Below are 18,994 nucleotides of genomic sequence, written 5' to 3'. Positions count from 1 at the left end.
GTGCGGCGCAGGCCGCCAGCGAGGCAGGTTTAAAGCATGGACATGCGCGCAGATGTGCTGATTGTCGGGGCCGGAATGGTCGGAAGCGCCCTGGCGCTGGCGTTGCAGGGCAGTGGCCTGCAGGTGCTGCTGCTCGATGGCAGCCCGCTGAGCGTCAAACCGTTTGACCCAGACGCAGCGTTCGAGCCGCGGGTGAGCGCCTTGTCGGCCGCCAGCCAGCGCATCCTCGAACGGCTTGGCGTGTGGGATGGCATCGTGGCGCGCCGCGCCAGCCCATATGGCGAAATGCAGGTGTGGGACGGCAGCGGCACCGGGCAGATCCACTTTTCGGCGGCCAGTGTGCACGCCGACGTGCTCGGGCATATCGTTGAAAACCGTGTGGTGCAGGACGCCTTGCTCGATCGCCTGCACGACTGCGACCTGGGCTTGCTGGCCAATGCACGCCTGGAGCAGATGCGTCGTTCCGGCGACGACTGGCTGCTGACCCTGGCAGATGGCCGCAAGCTGCGTACGCCATTGGTGGTGGCCGCCGATGGCGCCAACTCCGCCGTGCGCCGCCTGACCGGCACCGCCACCCGCGAATGGGATTACCTGCACAACGCCATCGTCACCAGCGTGCGCAGTAGCCAGCCGCACCAGCGTACGGCGTGGCAGCGCTTCACCGATACCGGCCCGCTGGCATTTCTGCCGCTGGAGCGGGACGGGCAGCAGGAATGGTGTTCGATTGTGTGGTCGACCACGCCGGCTGAGTCCGAACGCTTGATGGCGCTGGACGATGAACGCTTCTGCCGTGAGCTGGAGCGCGCATTCGAAGGGCGGCTGGGAACGGTGGTCAGCGCCGACCCGCGCGTCTGCGTGCCCTTGCGCCAGCGTCATGCCAAGCGCTACGTGGCCGAAGGCCTGGCACTGATCGGCGATGCGGCCCACGCGATTCATCCGCTGGCGGGGCAGGGCGTTAACCTGGGGTTGCTCGATGCTGCGGTGCTGGCCGAGGTGCTGCGGGCGGCGAGCGAGCGCGGTGAACGCCTGGCCGAGGTGAAAGTCCTGAGCCGTTACGAGCGTCGGCGCATGCCGCACAACCTGGCGTTGATGGCGGCGATGGAAGGCTTCGAGCGCCTGTTCCAGGCCGATCAACTGCCGTTGCGCTGGTTGCGTAATACCGGGTTGAAGGTGGTCAATCGGATGCCTGAAGCCAAGGCTGTGTTCGTTCGCCAGGCGTTGGGGCTGGCCGGGGATCTGCCGGAGTTGGCGAAACCCTGACACTGCCGTGCAACATCTGGTAACGCCTCCACCAAGCGTTACCAAATGTGAGTCCTTATCATTTGCCCTCTTTTTGCAAATGAGCGACCGCCCCCATGTCGGCACCCAAGCGCCTCCTGACTGCCCTGGCACTCACCCTGATCGGCTGCAGCAGCGCCCAGGCAGCCGACGAGGTCGTGGTCTACTCCTCGCGCATCGACGAACTGATCAAACCGGTGTTCGACGCCTACACCCAAAAGACCGGCGTGCAGGTGAAGTTCATCACCGACAAGGAAGCGCCGCTGATGCAGCGCATCAAGGCCGAGGGCGAAAACGCCACCGCCGACCTGCTGCTCACCGTCGACGCCGGCAACCTCTGGCAGGCCGAGCACATGGGCATCCTGCAACCGTTCACCTCGGCGGTCATCAACAAGAACATCCCGTTGCAATATCGCTCATCCGCTCACGCCTGGACCGGCTTGAGCCTGCGCGCGCGTACCATCGCCTATTCCACCGACCGGGTGAAACCGGGCGACCTGACCACCTACGAAGCCCTCGCCGACAAACAATGGGAAGGCCGCCTGTGCCTGCGCACGGCGAAGAAGGTCTATAACCAATCGCTGACCGCCACCCTGATCGAAACCCACGGCGCGGCCAGGACCGAGGAAATCGTCAAGGGCTGGGTCAACAACCTGTCCACCGACGTGTTTTCCGACGACATTGCGGTCCTGGAGGCGATCAACGCCGGGCAATGCGACGTGGGCATCGTCAACACCTACTACTACGGTCGCCTGCACAAGCAGAAGCCGGAGTTGGCGGTGAAGCTGTTCTGGCCGAACCAGGGCGACCGTGGCGTGCACGTCAACCTGTCGGGCATCGGCCTGACCAGGCACGCGCCGCACCCGGACGCCGCCAAGGCGCTGGTGGAGTGGATGACCACGCCTGAGGCGCAGAAGATTTTTGCGGATGTGAACCAGGAGTTCCCGGCCAACCCGGCGGTGCCGCCTTCTGCCGAAGTGGCGACCTGGGGCAAGTTCGTGGCCGATACCTTGCCGGTGGAAGTAGCGGGCAAGCGTCAGGCTGAGGCGATTCGCCTGATGGATCGCGCTGGCTGGAACTGAACGTGTAAAGCGCCGCAGATCAATATGTGGGAGGGGGCTTGCTCCCGATAGCAGTGGATCAGTTACTCATGAGTAGACTGACAACCCGCTATCGGGAGCAAGCCCCCTCCCACACTGTGTTTTGCCTTTGGATCGTCATTCGCAGGAAGTTTGCTCTTGGCCCACCCCGCCCAACGCCGCTGGTACCTGCCGGTGTTCACCGTCGCCGCCCTGGTGCTATTGCCACTGAGCGTGCTGTTGCTGTCTTGGCAAACTGTTGATGCACAAATCTGGGCCCACCTGTGGGATACCCAGATGCCACGCCTGCTGGGCAATACGCTCACGCTGGTGCTTGGCGTTGGCGTCGGTGTGACCTTGTTGGGCGTCAGCCTGGCCTGGTTGACCAGCCTCTGCGAGTTCCCCGGACGGCGCTGGCTCGACTGGGCGTTGATGCTGCCTTTTGCGATTCCGGCGTATGTACTGGCCTTTGTCTTTGTCGGCCTGCTGGATTTTGCAGGCCCGGTGCAGAGCCTGCTGCGCGAAGGGTTCGGCAGCGGCTTGCGCCTGCCGCGCGTGCGCTCCACCGGCGGCGTGATCATCGTGCTGGTGCTGGTGTTCTACCCTTACGTGTATCTGCTCGCGCGCAGCGCATTCCTGGCCCAGGGCAAAGGCCTGATGGAGGCGGCGCGGATACTCGGGCAATCGCCGTGGCAGGCGTTCTGGCGCGTCGCGTTGCCGATGGCCAGGCCGGCGATCGGCGCGGGCGTAGCGTTGGCGTTGATGGAGACCCTGGCGGATTTTGGCGCGGTCTCGGTGTTCAACTTCGACACGTTTACCACCGCGATCTACAAGACCTGGTACGGTTTTTTCAGCCTGTCCAGCGCGGCTCAACTGGCCAGCCTGTTGCTGCTGGTGGTGATGCTGGTGCTGTACGGCGAGCGGCGCGCGCGCGGCGCCAGCCGACCCGGCAATGATCGGCCACGGGGCAAGGCGCTGTATCACTTGCGCGGGGTCAAGGCGGCGGTGGCCACTGCCTGGTGTGGTCTGGTGTTCGCCTGTGCCTTTGTGATTCCGATGCTGCAGTTGGTGGTGTGGTTCTGGCAGCGTGGCCGCTTCGATCTGGATGAACGTTACACGGGGCTGATCGTGCACACCCTTTATCTGGGCGGTATCGCGGCGCTTATCACCGTCAGCGTGGCGCTGCTGCTGGCGTTCGCCAACCGTCTGGCGCCGACCCGGGCGATTCGCTCCGGCGTCAGCCTGGCCAACGTCGGTTACGCGTTGCCGGGGTCGGTGCTGGCGGTGTCGATCATGTTGGCGTTCAGCTATCTGGACCGCGTTCTGGTGGTGCCGCTGTCCGGCTGGCTGGGCGGTGCGGGCAAGCCGTTGCTGCTGGGCAGCCTGTTGGCGCTGGTGCTGGCGTATCTGGTGCGGTTCCTTGCGGTGGCCTACGGGCCGCTGGAAAACAGCCTGGCGCGCATCCGCCCGTCATTGCCTGAAGCGGGGCGCAGTCTGGGGGTCAGTGGGCCACGACTGTTTTGCAAAGTGTATCTGCCGCTGTTGCTGCCGGGCACCCTGAGCGCGGCGCTGCTGGTGTTCGTCGATGTGCTCAAGGAAATGCCCGCGACCCTGCTGATGCGCCCGTTTGGCTGGGACACACTGGCGGTGCGGATCTTTGAAATGACCAGCGAAGGCGAGTGGGCAAGGGCGTCGCTGCCGGCTTTGACGCTGGTGTGTGTCGGCCTGTTGCCCGTCATCGGCCTGATTCGTCGCTCGGCCCGGCCAATCGGCTAGGTGCCAGTCCTACAGCTTGCGGCTACAATGCGCGGCATTCGGTGCGCGCCGTCTTTCGGATCGGGTCGCTGTGCGTGGCTGCAGGCCTTGTGATTAAAAGGTGTCCAGCGCATATGGCAAGCCTGCGCATCTTCGCCAAGCCCGGAAGGAGAAACCCATGGGACAGCGTACGCCTCTGTATGACCTGCATCTCGCCCTGGGCGCGAAAATGGTCGATTTTGGCGGTTGGGATATGCCTCTGCACTACGGCTCGCAAGTTGAGGAGCACCATCAGGTGCGACGCGACTGCGGGGTGTTCGATGTGTCCCACATGACCGTGGTCGATGTCACAGGCCTTCAGGCCAGGGAGTGGCTTCAGCGCCTGCTGGCCAATGACGTCGATCGTTTGCATGGCTGCGGCCGTGCGCTTTACAGCGCCATGCTCAATGAGCAGGGCGGCGTGGTGGACGACATGATCGTCTATCGCACCCAGACCGGTTACCGGCTGGTGTTCAACGCCGCCACCCGTGACCAGGACCTGGCCTGGATGCAGGCGCAGCTTGGTGACTACCAGGTGCAACTGCATGAGCGCACGGAACTGGCGATGCTCGCCATTCAAGGCCCCCATGCCCGACAGAAAATCGCCGAGCTGGTGACCCAATCCCGCAGCACCCTGATCCACCAGCTCAAGCCCTTTGAAGGCCAGGCCGACGGCGACTGGTTTATCGCTCGCACCGGCTACACCGGCGAAGACGGCCTGGAAATTGTCTTGCCAGCCGAGCAGGCTCCGGGATTTTTCAACGACCTGGTCGGTGCCGGTATTTCCCCCATCGGCCTCGGCGCCCGCGATACCCTGCGCCTGGAAGCGGGCATGAACCTGTATGGTCAGGATATTCATCAGGACGTTTCGCCCCTGGCGGCCAATATGGCCTGGAGCATTGCCTGGGAGCCGGCGGAGCGCGACTTCATCGGGCGCGCGGCGCTGGAAGCCGAACTGGCGGCGGGTGTGCAGTTCAAGCTGGTGGGTTTGGTCCTGGAAGAACGCGGCGTTTTACGCGCTCATCAGGTGGTTCGTATCGCCAATGTTGGCGAAGGAGAGATCACCAGTGGTAGTTTCTCCCCTACGCTGAGCAAATCCATTGCCCTGGCGCGTGTACCGACGGCGACGGCCGACCGGGCCGAGGTGGAAATCCGCGGCAAGTGGTACCCGGTTCGAGTGGTCAAACCGACCTTCGTGCGCCATGGCAAGACACTGATCTAACTATTTCCGGCAGGCCATTTGGCCGCTGACATTCCTTCTAGAGGGCACAGAATATGAGCACTATCCCTGCCGAACTGCGTTTTGCCGAAAGTCACGAATGGGCCCGTCTGGAAGCCGACGGCACGGTGACCGTCGGGATTTCCGACCATGCCCAGGAAGCGCTGGGGGATGTGGTGTTTGTTGAGTTGGCCGAAGTGGGCGCCACGTTTGAAGCCGAAGGGCAGGCGGGGGTGGTTGAGTCGGTGAAGGCCGCCTCGGATATCTACGCGCCAGTGGCTGGCGAAGTGATCGCTGTGAACGAAGAGCTGAGTGGCAGCCCCGAGCTGCTGAACTCCGACCCTTACGGCGCGTGGATCTTCAAGCTCAAGCCAAGCAACCCGGCTGACCTGGATAAACTGCTGGACGCCGCCGGCTACAAGGCTGCTATCGGCGAGTAAACGCAAAGCGTTGAAACAGCACAAACCAGTGTGGGCGCTGGCTTGCCTGCGATGCAGACACCTTGGTGTATCAGTTACACCGCAGTGATGTCATCGCAGGCAAGCCAGCGCCCACATTGGGTTGAGGTGAGCCGGATTTTTCAGTTCGCGTTCAGTACCGCTTTGACCGCCGCTACCGCTCGTTCCACATCCGCCTCGGTCATTGCCGTAAACATCGGCAACGACACAATCAAACGGCCGACTTTTTCCGCCACCGGGAACATGCCTTCCTTGAAACCCTGTGCCCGATAAAGGCTCAGCAGGTGGATCGGTGGGTAGTGGTAACCGATGCCGACGCCATGGGCCTGCATCTGCTCCATGAACGTCGCGCGGGCGGGCAAGCCGTCCTGGCGTTCCGGCAGCACCAGTTGGAACAGGTGCCAGTTGCTGTTTTCGAAGTCCGCTGGCGGTAATTGCGCGCCGTATGCCTGTTCAAAATCACTGCCGAAGCACTGGAAGTAATGCCGCGCCAGATTTTGGCGGTGGGCGGTGATTTTTTCGATATGGGCGAACTGGCCCAGGCCGATGGCAGCGGCGATATCAGTCATGTTGAACTTGCCACCCAACACATCCACGTCCAGGCCGTCAAAGCCGGTGCGGGTAACACCCTGCAGGCGGTATTTTTCCGCCAGGCGTGCTTCCTCGGCGTTGTTCAATACCAGGCAACCGCCCTCGGACGAGGTGATGTTTTTATTCGCCTGGAAACTGAAGGAAACGAAGTCGCCGGTGGCGCCGATTCGCTCGCCATCCCAGCTGGAGCCCAGGGCCTGGGCGGCGTCTTCAATGATGCGCAGGTTGTACTTGTTGGCCAGTGCATAAAGCATTGGCATATCCAGCGGCAAACCGGCCAGGTATACCGGAATGATCGCCTTGGTACGCGGGGTAATGGCCGCTTCCACCTGCGTCAGATCGATATTGCGGGTGACCGGATCGATATCGGCAAACACCGGCGTTGCACCCACTTCCAGAATCACGTTGGCTGTAGCGACCCACGAGATTGGCGTGGTAATGACTTCATCGCCCGGCCCGATACCGGCGATGCGCAAGGCAATCTCCATGGTGCAGGTGCCCGAGTTGAACGTGCGTACCGGGCGCCCGCCGAAATATTCCGACAGCTGTGCTTCGAATGCCTGCACTTTCGGCCCGCTGGTGATCCAGCCGGAGCGCAGCACATCGCCGACCGCCGAGATAGTGGCTTCATCGATGGTGGGTTTGGAAAACGGCAGGAAGGGCTGTTGGCTCATGACGAGGAAGGCATCCGTTTCAGAGTGGCGACGAATAAAGGCTGTGAGTGCCCGGCATGGTTGCACGGTTCGACTGAATATAGCCTGTCGCCGGTGAACGAATTGTCATCTGGCAGGCAAAAAAATGCCGCTTGAAAAAGCGGCATCCTTTAGAGCAGGTATCACTCGGTAACGGCATTCTTCGCGAGAATGGCGTTGGCCAGTTGCATGTCCGTGGCCTGCAGGCCAGGGTTGTCGGCGCGGACCTTCTGCATGGCGGCTTCCAGGTAAGGGCCGCGGATGCCGCCGTCGCTGGCAACGAAGCTGCCTGCGTCGTCTTGAGCGGCAACCACCATCTTGTGGTCCTTGAAGGTCAGGTACGTGGAGCCGGTCGTGGCACCCGACGAGATGACATTGCGCCAGAAGCTGTCGGCCATGGCTGAACCGACTGGGAGGGATAGCACAGCGAGGGTTGCGACAGCATATTTAAGACGCATGGTAGGTGACTCCGGTGGTTGTCTGTTGGGTTTGATTGTAATCAGACCAATCGAGTTCAATCATGACTAAACAGTTTCGACTTTCAATACCACGCCGTCCTGGCCGATCACCCGCACTTGAGCGCCTGCAGGCGTATCCGGGCCGGTCACCATCCATACACCGTCGCCGACTTTCACCTTGCCCCGGCCATCCACAATGGCTTGATGCACAACAAAGGTGCGGCCGATCAGCTCCGAGCCCCGCTCGTTCAGACCCGGCTGATCGCTCGCCTTGGCGCTGCTGCGCTGACGCTTCCACCAGTACACCGCCGTCAGAATCGACAGCAGGGCGAACAGCAGCAGTTGCCATTCCAGCCCCAGCGATGGCACCACGAACTTGATTACGCCCACCGCAGCGGCCGCGATGCCCATCCACAGCAGATACCCGCCGGCCCCGAACACCTCGAGAATCAACAACACGGTACCCAGTGCCAACCAGTCCCAGAACGACAGATGCTGAAGGAATTCCCACATGGCGATGGTCTCAGCCTTTCTTGTTGTCGAACGTTGCCTTGACGATCTCGCCGATACCACCGATGGCGCCGATCACCTGGCTGGCTTCCAGCGGCATGAGGATCACCTTGCTGTTGTTGGCCGACGCCAGCTTGCCCAGGGCGTCGATGTACTTTTGCGCGACAAAATAGTTGACCGCCTGCACGTTGCCCGACGCGATTGCTTCCGACACCACTTGCGTGGCGCGGGCTTCCGCTTCGGCCTGACGCTCACGGGCTTCAGACTCCAGGAATGCGGCCTGTCGGCTACCCTCGGCCTCGAGGATCTGCGCCTGCTTCTTGCCCTCGGCGGTCAGGATCGCCGAAGCGCGCAGGCCTTCGGCTTCGAGAATCTGCGCACGCTTGATTCGCTCGGCCTTCATCTGCCCGGACATGGCAGCCATCAGGTCTGCCGGCGGGCTGATGTCCTTGATTTCGATACGCGTGATCTTGATGCCCCACGGCGCCGTGGCTTCGTCGACGGTGCGCAGTAGCTTTTCGTTGATGCCGTCACGCTGGCTGAGCATGGCGTCCAGTTCCATGGAACCGAGCACGGTACGGATATTGGTTTGCAGCAGGTTGCGGATGGCGTGTTCGAGGTTGTTGACCTCGTAGGCCGCCTGGGCGGTGTTTACCACCTGGAAGAAGCACACGGCGTCGATCTGCACAGTGGCGTTGTCGGCGGTGATCACTTCCTGGGGCGGGATATCCAGCACGCTTTCCATCACGTTGATCTTGCGACCGATGCGGTCCATGACCGGAATGATGATATTGAGGCCAGGCTTGAGGGTGTTGGTGTAGCGGCCAAAACGCTCGACCGTCCACTGGTAGCCCTGGGGCACCACCTTGAAGCCCATGAAAAGAATGGCGATGGCCAAACCCACGAAAAGAAGCAGTACGGTTCCGATCTGCATTGCGATTCCCTATCTGATGGTGTCGGTAAAACGACGTTCGGCCGATTGTAACGGGGTTGTCGCCGATAAGACGGTTTCATTGTCCGACAATCAAAGGATTATTTCTGAATCTCCAGGGGTGACCCGCAGCACTTCGGCCAGGGTGGTCAGCCCGGCCTGTACCTTCAGCAACCCGGCCATCCGCAGGCTGTGCATGTCTTGCCGCAACGCCGCCTTGCGCAATGCCTGCACATCGGTGCCGGGCGTGATCAGTGTCGTGAGCGCCTCATCCATCACCATGATTTCGTAGACGCCGGCCCGGCCTCGGTAACCGCTGTCACGGCACTCTGCGCACCCCACGGCCTCGCAGCTATCGCCCGCAACGCGCTTGCAGGCGGGGCACAGCAGGCGTACCAGACGCTGGGCCATGACCCCCAGCAAGGTGGCTTTGATCAAATAATGAGCAATCCCCAGCTCCTGCAAGCGGCTGATGGCGCTGGGCGCGTCGTTGGTGTGCAGGGTCGACAGCACGAGGTGCCCGGTAAGCGCGGCCTGGATCGCCATTTCGGCGGTTTCCTGGTCGCGTATCTCGCCGATCATGATGATGTCCGGGTCCTGGCGCAGCAGGGCGCGAATGCCGCTGGCGAAGGTCAGGTCGATATTGTGCTGCACCTGCATCTGGTTGAACGCCGGCTCGACCATTTCGACCGGGTCCTCCACCGTGCACAGGTTGACCTCGCGGGTCGCCAGTCGCTTGAGCGTGGTGTAGAGGGTGCTGGTCTTGCCGGAACCGGTCGGTCCGGTGACCAGGATGATGCCATGGGCCTTGCTGGTCATGGCGTGCCAGCGCCGCTGGTCTTCGGGCGACAGGCCGAGCTGGTCGAAGTCCTTGAGCAGCACCTGGGGGTCGAAAATCCGCATCACCAGTTTCTCGCCAAAGGCCGTGGGCAAGGTCGACAGACGCAACTCCACCTCGGCGCCCGCAGGGCTTCTGGTCTTGAGGCGGCCGTCCTGGGGTTTGCGTTTTTCCGCCACGTTCATCCGGCCCAGGCTTTTCAGGCGGCTGACCACTGCCATCGTGACCTGGGGCGGGAATTGATAGACATCATGCAGCAGCCCATCGATGCGAAAGCGCACGCGGCCCTGGTCCAGGCAAGGTTCGATGTGGATATCGCTGGCACGCTGGCTGAAGGCGTACTGCAACAGCCAGTCGACGATCGTGACGATATGCGCGTCGTTGGCATCCGGCTCCTGATCGCTGCCGCCGAGGTTGAGCAGTTCGACATTGGCAGGCGCCGCGATTTTCTGATCCGCGCCGCGCACCGACTTCGCCACGCGGTAGAACTCGCCCATGCAGTGCTCGATTGCCTGGGGGTTGGCGACCACGCGCTTTATCGAGCGTTTGAGCACCTGCGCCAGGCCGGCTTCCCACTCGGTGACATAGGGCTGGGCACTGGCGACGGTGACGGTGTGTGCATCCACGGCCACAGCGAGGATCGCGTGACGTTGGGCGAATGCGTGGGACATCAGCGGCACCACCGTCGTCACGTCGATCTTCAACGGGTCGATGCGCAGATAAGGTTGTCCGGCCTGCCGGGCGAGCCATTGCGTCAGCGCTTCCAGGTCGGCGCCCTGGGCCGCGATGAGTTCCAGCGGATGCCGGTTGCCGGCGGGCAATGTCGACAGGCGCTGTGCGACGTCGGCTGCGACCAGCCCGGCCTCGACCAGAGGCGGCAGCAACGCGTGCAATTGCAAACGGTGATCAACAGACATGCAGATTTACCTGAGAAGCGCTGGACGTCTCCTCAGGCTAGTCAGGTGCTGTATTTTTGCCTCTCAGGGTGTATTGCAGGCTTTTACGCTGAACAACGCTAAGGCCGCCACATCCCCGTGGCGAGCGGGCTTGCCCTAATGCCGTTCAGTTAAGCGCAGATTCCCTGTGGCGAGCAGGCTTGTCCTGCGTTGGGCTGCGCAGCAGCCCCAAAGCCAGGCGCTGAGCCGTATCAGTTACACCGCGTTTTGCTCGATGGGGAGCGCTTCGCACCCCGACGCGGGGCGAGCCCGCTCGCCACAGGGCCGTGGTTTGGTATTACAGACGCAGCAACGTTTTCCACGCCCGGTTCTGATACACCGCAATCGCCTGATGCATCCGCGCGTCCAGCGACTCATCGGTGATCGGCTGGTTGGCCAGTTGCACCAACTTGTTCAGCTCGCCGTACAGGCGGTCCAGCTCGGCAATTTCCACCACCTGACGTGCGTGATGCAGCCAGGCCTGGATGCGCTCGATGCGCGGTAGCTGCTCAGCCAGGTCTTCGGGTTGCTGCTGGTAGCGCGGCAGTTGCAGGGCGACGGCATCGTCGGCCAGCAGGCGCGGCAGCCAGTTGGTGAGTTGCGCTGCGCCCTGGCGGTTGCCGCGCACGGTGCGCTCGGCGGTCCAGGTGCGGGCCAGCAGCCAGCGCGAGGTGTTCAATGAGAACAGGCCCCAGCGCACGTCTTCGAGCTCTTCGGCAAATTGCTCCGGCGCGGCTTTGCGAATGTCTTCGTCGTCGTCACCGGCCTGTACCAGCGGGCGCCAGTCTTCGAGCAGGGCATCGAGTGCGCTGCGCAGTTCGCTGGTGGACTGGCGTGGCGCCGCCTGACCGAGGCTGCCGATCAGGGCGCGCAGTTCGCCGAGGTGATCGACCCAGTCCTGCAACAGGCGCCAATGGCCGTTGAACCGGTATTGCTCGGCCAGACGCTGGCTGCTGCCCAGCAGGTGCCACATGATCGCGGCGAAGGCGTCGTCCAGCGGCATTTCGGCGTGGATCTGCGGCGCCGGCAGGCTCAGGGAGTAGCTGCCGGCGTCGTACAGGCGGTAGCCGCGCTCGGCCTTGCTGATGTCACACGGCATCAGCGCCAGCGTGGCGGCCAGCTCGGCGGCGAGTTCCAGCAGGGCCGCCGGTTCGCCTTCGCGCAGCTCCAGTTCCAGCTCGCAGATTTCTTCTTTCTGCTTGCCGACCACCACGTGGCCCAGGTCCAGGGCGGCTTCGATCACCACCTTGGCTTTGCCACGGCCCCAGGCGATTTCGGCGCGCTCGCGCACAAAATCGGTAGTGAAGATCGGCTTGAGGGTCTTTTTGTCCAGCTCGGCCAGTTGCTCGGGCCAGCATTCGCCGTCGAGTTTCTTCACGTCGAGCTTGGCTTTGGGCAGGTTCCAGTTGTACTCGTTGCGTTCCGACAGGCCGGCGATGCTTTGGCCACGGGTCTTGAGGGTCTGGATAATCTCGTCACCGTCCTTGCGCAGGCGCAGGGCAACCTTGGCCTGGGCCAGGTCGCGCTCGGGGGTGTCGAAATACTGGTTCATCAACTCACGGCGTTCCCAGCCACTTTTGTTGCGTTTTTTCAGTAGCGGGTGCTCACGCAGCGCAGCGAGGGTTTCGCGGCTGACGCGGAGCTTGATTTCGGTTTCTTTCTGCATGGCCGGAAAATCCAGGATCGGGAGCGCAGCCGGGGAAAAGAGTGGCTGCCAAGGCCGTGCAGTGTACAGGACTGAGCCCGGCAACGCGCCGCAACGGTTTATTGTGTCGTGCAGATGGCTCTATAGTGGGCCCCATCCGTGAAGTCGAGAGGCCGCGCATGCCGTTACCTACCCTGAAAGAGCAATTCGCCGCGCTGATTGCCGCGCCATCGGTCAGTTGCACGCAGGCGTCTCTGGACCAGACCAACCGTCCGGTGATCGATCTGCTCGCCAGTTGGCTGGGCGATCTGGGCTTTGCCATCGACATCCAGCAGGTCAGCCCCGGCAAGTTCAACCTGCTGGCCACCTTCGGCAGCGGTCCCGGCGGGCTGGTGCTGGCCGGGCACAGCGACACGGTGCCGTATGATGACGCCTTGTGGCAGACCGATCCGCTCAAGCTGACGGAAGTTGACGGCCGCTGGGTAGGATTGGGCAGCTGCGACATGAAGGGTTTTTTCGCCCTGGCCATCGAAGCGGTGTTGCCGCTGCTCGACCAGCCGTTCAAACAGCCGTTGCTGATTCTCGCCACCTGCGATGAAGAGAGCTCCATGTCCGGCGCCCGGGCGTTGGCCGAAGCGGGCCGTCCGCTGGGCCGCGCAGCGGTGATCGGCGAGCCCACTGGCCTGAGGCCGATCCGCCTGCACAAGGGCGTGATGATGGAGCGCATCGACATCCTCGGCCGCAGCGGCCATTCGTCGGACCCGAGCCTGGGCCACAGCGCCCTTGAAGCCATGCACGATGCCATCGGCGAACTGCGCGGCCTGCGCCTGGCCTGGCAGCGCGAATACCGCAACCCGCAATTCAGCGTGCCGCAGCCCACCCTGAACCTGGGCTGCATCCACGGCGGCGACAACCCCAACCGCATTTGCGGCCAGTGCTCCCTGGAGTTCGACCTGCGGCCATTGCCGGGCATGGACCCTGAAGTGCTGCGTGCCGCTATCCGGCAGAAACTCGCACCTCTGGCCGAGCGCCATCACGTCCAAATCGACTACGCGCCGCTGTTTCCCGAAGTGCCACCGTTCGAACAGCCCGAAGACGCCGAACTGGTGCGGGTTGCGGAGCGTTTGACCGGCCATCGTGCCGAAGCAGTGGCGTTTGGCACCGAAGCGCCTTATCTTCAGCGCCTTGGTTGCGAAACCCTGGTGCTCGGCCCTGGTGATATCGCCTGTGCGCACCAGCCGGGCGAGTACCTCGAAATGTCACGCTTGACGCCTACAGTGCAGTTATTGCGCGAACTGATCGAACATTACTGCCTCAAACCTGCATAAATTAACCCCTGCCTGTACGTCCATAGAAGGAGAGTGAGCGTGTCGCCAAGCCTGTTCCGACGATAACCATCAGCCCGCCGTGCGCTTCCACGATCCTTCCTTTTTCGGCTGCTTTTTATTACAGGCCCAGGTGTTATGCCCGAATACGTCAATTGGCTTCGTCACGCTTCCCCTTACATCAACGCCCACCGCGATTGCACCTTTGTGGTCATGTTGCCTGGCGACGGTGTGGACCACCCCAACTTCGGCAATATCGTCCACGACCTGGTGCTGCTGCACAGCCTGGGTGTGCGGCTGGTGCTGGTGCATGGCTCGCGTCCGCAAATTGAAACCCGCCTTGAGGCGCGTGGCCTTACGTCGGCTTATCACGAAGGCATGCGCATCACCGATGCTGCCACCCTGGAATGTGTGATCGATGCGGTCGGGCACTTGCGCATCGCCATCGAGGCGCGCCTGTCCATGGACATGGCCTCATCGCCCATGCAGGGTTCACGCCTGCGTGTGGCCAGTGGCAATCTGGTCACCGCGCGGCCCATCGGCGTGCTCGACGGCGTGGACTACCACCACACGGGCGAAGTACGCCGGGTCGACCGCAAGGGCATCAATCGCCTGCTCGACGAACGCTCCATCGTGCTGCTGTCGCCGCTGGGGTACTCGCCCACCGGCGAGATCTTCAACCTGGCCTGTGAAGATGTGGCCACCCGCGCCGCCATCGACCTGGCTGCCGACAAACTGCTGCTGTTTGGCGCCGACCTTGGTCTGATCGACGAAAATGGTCGCCTGGTGCGTGAGTTGCGTCCACAGCAAGTGCCGGCGCACCTGCAGCGGTTGGGCAGCAATTATCAGGCTGAACTGCTCGACGCTGCCGCCCAGGCTTGCCGCGGCGGCGTGGGGCGCAGCCATATCGTCAGCTACGCCGAGAACGGCGCTTTGCTCACCGAGCTGTTTACCCGCGACGGCGGCGGCACGCTGGTGGCCCAGGAGCAATTCGAACTGGTACGCGAGGCGGCAATTGAAGACGTCGGCGGTTTGCTTGACCTGATCAGCCCGCTGGAAGAGCAGGGCATTCTGGTACGCCGTTCGCGGGAAGTGCTGGAGCGCGAGATCGAGCAGTTCAGCGTGGTGGAACGCGAAGGCATGATCATCGCCTGCGCCGCGCTGTACCAGATCGCCGATTCCGACGCCGGTGAGCTGGCCTGCCTGGCGGTGAACCCGGAATACCGCCATGGCGCGCGCGGTGATGTGTTGCTCGAGCGTATCGAGGGCCGTGCCAGGGCCCAGGGCTTGAAGACCTTGTTCGTGCTTACCACGCGCACCGCGCACTGGTTCCGCGAGCGCGGCTTTGAACCCAGCAGCGTAGACCGCCTGCCTTCGGCGCGGGCGTCGCTGTACAACTATCAGCGCAATTCCAAGATCTTCGAAAAGGCGCTGTAAAAGACAGCACACATCAAAAATGTGGGAGGTGGCTTGCTCCCGATGGCCTTAGCTCAGTCACTGATGTGTTGACTGATCGAATGCCGTCGGGAGCAAGCCCCCTCCCACATTTGTTTCAATACTTCAGAACCGTGAAAGCGCGCCGATACAACAATTGCCAGCGATCAAATCGGCCGCTTGGACAACCAAAGAAATTATTAGTGACACAAAAACTGTAACAAATTGACGCCAGGATAGCGCTTAGCCATGATGGCGCCGCCTTTCTGGTCGTGAATGACGTCTGCAGTGTCCTAAGCGATCTAAAAAAGCTCTGAATAATACCCTTTAGGAATTAGGTTGCGCGGCAACTCGTCTACTCTGACCGGTTCGCTGCCCTGCAAAGTCTTATTCCTGAATCGTATGAAAAAGGATGAAATAATTCTTTTTGGGTGTATGAGAAACTCATTACCCTGCACGGACCAAATCAACTGTGATTAGACGAAGGTAGTAGACACACAAGGTTACGATTGACTTGTCAGTCACTAACCGGTGCTAATCGCGCATCTGTGGATCGAGGGCGTCAGACCCGCGACCAAAGAAACACAAAAATTAGAAACGAGAGGAGCGGTACATGAAGAAGTCCACCTTGGCTGTGGCTGTAGCTTTGGGCGCAATCGCCCAGCAAGCAGGCGCTGCCGGTTTCATCGATGACAGTAAAGTAACGCTGGGTGTGCGTAACTTTTACATCAACACCGACAACCGCGACGCGGCTGCCGGCAGTGCTGCCAACAAGGCCGCTGGTGTACAGAGCAAGCAGGAAGAATGGGGCCAGGGCTTCGATCTGCGCTTCATCTCCGGCTACACCCAAGGCACCGTAGGCTTCGGTCTTGATGCCATCGGCCTGCTGGGCATTCGCCTGGATTCGGGCGGCGGCACCAACGGCGCGAGCCCGGCGACCGCTACCAGCCCTGGTTCGTACGGCGGCACCGTGTTCCCGAGCAAGTCCAATGGCGAAGCCGTTGATAACTACTCGAGCCTGGGCCTGACTGCCAAAGCCAAGATCTCCCAGACCGAACTGAAGCTGGGTACGCTGCAACCCAAGCTGCCGGTTATCGTGACCAACGACGGTCGTCTGCTGCCGCAGACCTTCCAGGGTGGCCAGATCACCACCAATGACATCAAGGACCTGACGCTGGTTGCCGGTCAGATCGAAAAGGCCAAGGGTCGTAACTCCAGCAACGTCGACAACCTGTCGATCGCTGGTGCCAACACCCGTGGCGTGAACTGGCGTGACAGCAACAAGTTCTACTACGCCGGTGGTGACTACAAGATCACCAAAGACCTGACTGCCCAGTACTACTACGGCAACCTGGAAGATTTCTACAAGCAGCACTTCCTGGGTCTGACCCACAACTGGGCAATCGGCCCGGGCGTATTGAAGTCTGACCTGCGTTACTTCCACAGCTCCGATGACGGCAAGAACGGCAGCGAAGCGGCCTACTTCTCGTCGGGCAACTACAGCGGCGTGAACTCCGGTCGTGGCAAGGTTGACAACAACCTGTACAGCGGCCTGTTCCTGTACACCATTGCCGGCCACACCTTCGGTGGTGGTTATCAGGTCAGCAACGGTAACAGCGACTTCCCTTGGTTGAACCAGGGCGACGGTTCGTCGGCTTACCTGACCACTGACATGCAGATCGCCAAGTTCGCCCGTGCTGGCGAACGTACCTGGCAGGCTCGCTACGCGTATGACTTCGCCAAGGTTGGCGTGCCTGGCCTGACCGCCGGTATCGTCTACCTCAAAGGTACTGACATCGATACCGTCAACGGCAGCCGTGCCGAGTTCACCGGTCAGTCCGAGTGGGAACGTGACATCACCGTTGCCTACGTGATCCCGGAAGGCCCGCTGAAAAACCTCGGCGTCGCCTGGAAAAACGCTATGTGGCGCAACGATGTTGCCGCAGCGCGCGATCAGGACGAAAACCGTGTAATCGTCAGCTACAGCTACGCATTCAAGTAACAGCGTAAAGCCTTGCCCGGCGCAATGCCGGGCAAGGTGTGTTGCTTCAAGTCGGGCTCAACCCCCGCAAGCCCTTCCTGAATCCCTCTTTGCAGCGTCTCAAGGCCTTCTCGAACCTTGAAATCGATGTTGATCCCCGCGTGCCTCAGCGTCCAGTGAACAGATTTTTAATATTCTTTTATCGTCTGGATAAATCGTTATTTATTCTTTTTAAATAAATGCCGAAGCATGCACAGTGGGCGCCATAAGCACTCACCAGGAGCCATGCCATGAGCCTCAGACTGGGCGATATCGCCCCCGATTTCGAACAGGATTCCAGCGCCGGTAACATTCATTTCCATGAATGGCTGGGCGACAGCTGGGGTGTGTTGTTCTCGCACCCGGCCGACTTCACGCCAGTGTGCACCACTGAGCTGGGCTTCACCGCCAAGCTCAAGGACGAATTCGCCAAGCGCGGCGTCAAGGCCATTGCCCTGTCCGTAGACCCGGTGGACTCCCACCACAAGTGGATCGAAGACATCAACGAAACCCAGCACACCGTGGTCAACTTCCCGATCCTGGCCGACGCCGACCGCAAGGTCTCGGACCTCTACGACCTGATCCACCCGAATGCCAGCGATACCCTCACCGTGCGCTCGCTGTTCGTGATCGACCCGAACAAGAAAATCCGCCTGACCATTACTTATCCGGCCAGCACCGGCCGCAACTTCCATGAAATCCTGCGGGTCATCGACTCGTTGCAGCTGACCGACAACCACAAGGTCGCCACCCCGGCCAACTGGCAGGACGGTGATGAGGTGGTGATCGTGCCGTCGCTCAAGGATGAGGAAGAGATCCAGAAGCGCTTTCCCAAGGGCTACCGCGCCGTGAAGCCGTACCTGCGCCTGACCCCGCAACCCAACCGCTGACACACAACCCAATGTGGGCGGGAGCAAGCCCCCTCCCACAGTTTTTGCCGCATTTCACAGCTCACAAAGCAGGGGTTTTTCAGGCCGTTTCGACGGCCTTTTTTTTCGCCTGGCTTTCCATAAATTGCATATGTATTTATGGAATAAACAAATGAAAAAATAAGATTTATAGATATATAAATCTGCTGCTAAGGTCTGTCCCATCTTGGCGCCATCGCCACACAGCGAACGCCGGCACTTGCTCAAAGGAATTCCTGCATGTTGGTCGTAACACTCGGAGGCAGTCCCAGTCAGCGTTCCCGCTCCGGGGTGCTGCTGGAAAAAACCCGTCAGTGGTTGCAAGACAAAGGCGTCGAAGTGGTGAGTTACCAGGTTCGGGACTTCCCGGCCGAAGACTTGCTGCATGCGCGCTTCGACAGCCCCAAGGTGATCGACCTGTTGCAACAGGTGGCCAATGCCGACGGCCTGGTGATCGCCACGCCGGTGTACAAGGCCTCGTTCTCCGGCGCGCTGAAAACCGTGCTCGACCTGCTGCCCGAACGCGCCCTGGCGCACAAGGTAGTACTGCCGATGGCCACCGGCGGCAGCATCGCCCACATGCTGGCGGTGGACTACGCCTTGAAGCCGGTGCTGTCGGCGCTCAAGGCTCAGGAATTGCTGCACGGCATTTTCGCTGAGGACAGCCAGATCGCCTACGGCGAGGGCAGTGTCCAGGCACAACTGGTGCCGGTGCTTGAGGCGCGACTGCGCGAAGCCGTTGAGCAGCTCTACAGCGCCATGGCCCGCCGCCCAAAACCGCTGGATCCGGACGTGTTGAATGAACGTTTGTTGAGTGCTCGCTGGAGCATTTAAGCCTCACCCCGACATCCGGTAACACTCACCTTACTCAGCCGCCAA

General features: G+C 61.5%; 15 protein-coding genes and 1 pseudogene. 10 read left to right on the top strand and 6 right to left on the bottom strand.

Going from position 1 to position 18,994, the window contains the following annotated elements; all coding sequences use genetic code 11:
* The first annotated feature begins 42 nt into the window (after nucleotides 1–42).
* The 5 genes from LUB09_RS13315 (at nucleotide 43) to gcvH (ending at nucleotide 5,810) form a co-directional block, all read left to right on the top strand.
* A complete protein-coding gene (locus tag LUB09_RS13315) occupies nucleotides 43–1,260 on the top strand; it encodes a 2-octaprenyl-3-methyl-6-methoxy-1,4-benzoquinol hydroxylase (protein ID WP_231422800.1) in 1,218 nt (405 codons plus the stop codon).
* Nucleotides 1,261–1,355: 95 nt separating this feature from the next.
* Complete coding sequence (locus LUB09_RS13310) at nucleotides 1,356–2,360, top strand: extracellular solute-binding protein (RefSeq protein ID WP_231422772.1); 1,005 nt, start codon at nucleotides 1,356–1,358, stop codon at nucleotides 2,358–2,360.
* A 156-nt stretch (nucleotides 2,361–2,516) separates the two neighbouring features.
* The gene (locus LUB09_RS13305; RefSeq protein WP_209986181.1) at nucleotides 2,517–4,133 is read left to right on the top strand and encodes an ABC transporter permease; all 1,617 of its coding nucleotides are present in this window, start codon (nucleotides 2,517–2,519) and stop codon (nucleotides 4,131–4,133) included.
* A 157-nt stretch (nucleotides 4,134–4,290) separates the two neighbouring features.
* Entirely contained in the window at nucleotides 4,291–5,373 is a 1,083-nt protein-coding gene (gcvT, locus tag LUB09_RS13300; protein WP_209986178.1) for a glycine cleavage system aminomethyltransferase GcvT, read from the top strand.
* Between the two features lie 53 nt (nucleotides 5,374–5,426).
* Entirely contained in the window at nucleotides 5,427–5,810 is a 384-nt protein-coding gene (gene gcvH, locus LUB09_RS13295) for a glycine cleavage system protein GcvH (RefSeq protein ID WP_209986175.1), read from the top strand.
* A 140-nt stretch (nucleotides 5,811–5,950) separates the two neighbouring features.
* Here the strand turns inward: gcvH and LUB09_RS13290 are convergent, their stop codons facing one another.
* From LUB09_RS13290 to LUB09_RS13265, 6 genes and pseudogenes are all read right to left on the bottom strand, one after another.
* Nucleotides 5,951–7,093: a DegT/DnrJ/EryC1/StrS family aminotransferase gene (locus LUB09_RS13290; protein ID WP_209986172.1), complete on the bottom strand. Its 1,143-nt coding sequence runs from the start codon at nucleotides 7,091–7,093 to the stop codon at nucleotides 5,951–5,953.
* Nucleotides 7,094–7,254: 161 nt separating this feature from the next.
* A complete protein-coding gene (locus LUB09_RS13285; protein WP_003234790.1) occupies nucleotides 7,255–7,569 on the bottom strand; it encodes a DUF2388 domain-containing protein in 315 nt (104 codons plus the stop codon).
* Between the two features lie 66 nt (nucleotides 7,570–7,635).
* A complete protein-coding gene (locus LUB09_RS13280; protein WP_231422771.1) occupies nucleotides 7,636–8,082 on the bottom strand; it encodes an NfeD family protein in 447 nt (148 codons plus the stop codon).
* A gap of 10 nt (nucleotides 8,083–8,092) precedes the next feature.
* The gene (locus LUB09_RS13275; RefSeq protein ID WP_057006438.1) at nucleotides 8,093–9,013 is read right to left on the bottom strand and encodes an SPFH domain-containing protein; all 921 of its coding nucleotides are present in this window, start codon (nucleotides 9,011–9,013) and stop codon (nucleotides 8,093–8,095) included.
* A gap of 76 nt (nucleotides 9,014–9,089) precedes the next feature.
* Nucleotides 9,090–10,765, bottom strand: a pseudogene (locus LUB09_RS13270) (GspE/PulE family protein).
* Between the two features lie 316 nt (nucleotides 10,766–11,081).
* Complete coding sequence (locus LUB09_RS13265; protein WP_231422770.1) at nucleotides 11,082–12,449, bottom strand: CYTH domain-containing protein; 1,368 nt, start codon at nucleotides 12,447–12,449, stop codon at nucleotides 11,082–11,084.
* Nucleotides 12,450–12,607: 158 nt separating this feature from the next.
* On the opposite strand from LUB09_RS13265, the gene argE reads away from it, so the two are divergent.
* From argE to ssuE, 5 genes are all read left to right on the top strand, one after another.
* Nucleotides 12,608–13,756, top strand: a complete 1,149-nt coding sequence (gene argE / locus LUB09_RS13260) for an acetylornithine deacetylase (protein ID WP_231422769.1) — start codon at nucleotides 12,608–12,610, stop codon at nucleotides 13,754–13,756.
* Between the two features lie 135 nt (nucleotides 13,757–13,891).
* The gene (gene argA / locus LUB09_RS13255) at nucleotides 13,892–15,190 is read left to right on the top strand and encodes an amino-acid N-acetyltransferase (RefSeq protein WP_209986156.1); all 1,299 of its coding nucleotides are present in this window, start codon (nucleotides 13,892–13,894) and stop codon (nucleotides 15,188–15,190) included.
* A gap of 610 nt (nucleotides 15,191–15,800) precedes the next feature.
* Nucleotides 15,801–17,189 carry an OprD family porin gene (locus LUB09_RS13250; RefSeq protein ID WP_209986151.1) on the top strand — a complete coding sequence of 463 codons (1,389 nt, stop codon included), beginning with the start codon at nucleotides 15,801–15,803 and terminating at the stop codon, nucleotides 17,187–17,189.
* 269 nt (nucleotides 17,190–17,458) lie between these two features.
* Nucleotides 17,459–18,097: a peroxiredoxin gene (locus tag LUB09_RS13245; RefSeq protein WP_057006444.1), complete on the top strand. Its 639-nt coding sequence runs from the start codon at nucleotides 17,459–17,461 to the stop codon at nucleotides 18,095–18,097.
* Between the two features lie 258 nt (nucleotides 18,098–18,355).
* Nucleotides 18,356–18,949, top strand: coding sequence for an NADPH-dependent FMN reductase (ssuE, locus tag LUB09_RS13240; RefSeq protein WP_057006445.1), 594 nt, complete (start codon nucleotides 18,356–18,358; stop codon nucleotides 18,947–18,949).
* Nucleotides 18,950–18,994 lie beyond the last annotated feature (45 nt).

This window comes from Pseudomonas sp. Leaf59 (genome assembly GCF_920984685.1).
Lineage (GTDB): Bacteria > Pseudomonadota > Gammaproteobacteria > Pseudomonadales > Pseudomonadaceae > Aquipseudomonas.
Note: the sequence above shows the minus strand (reverse complement) of the source record. Positions and strands in the feature narration are given on the sequence as shown.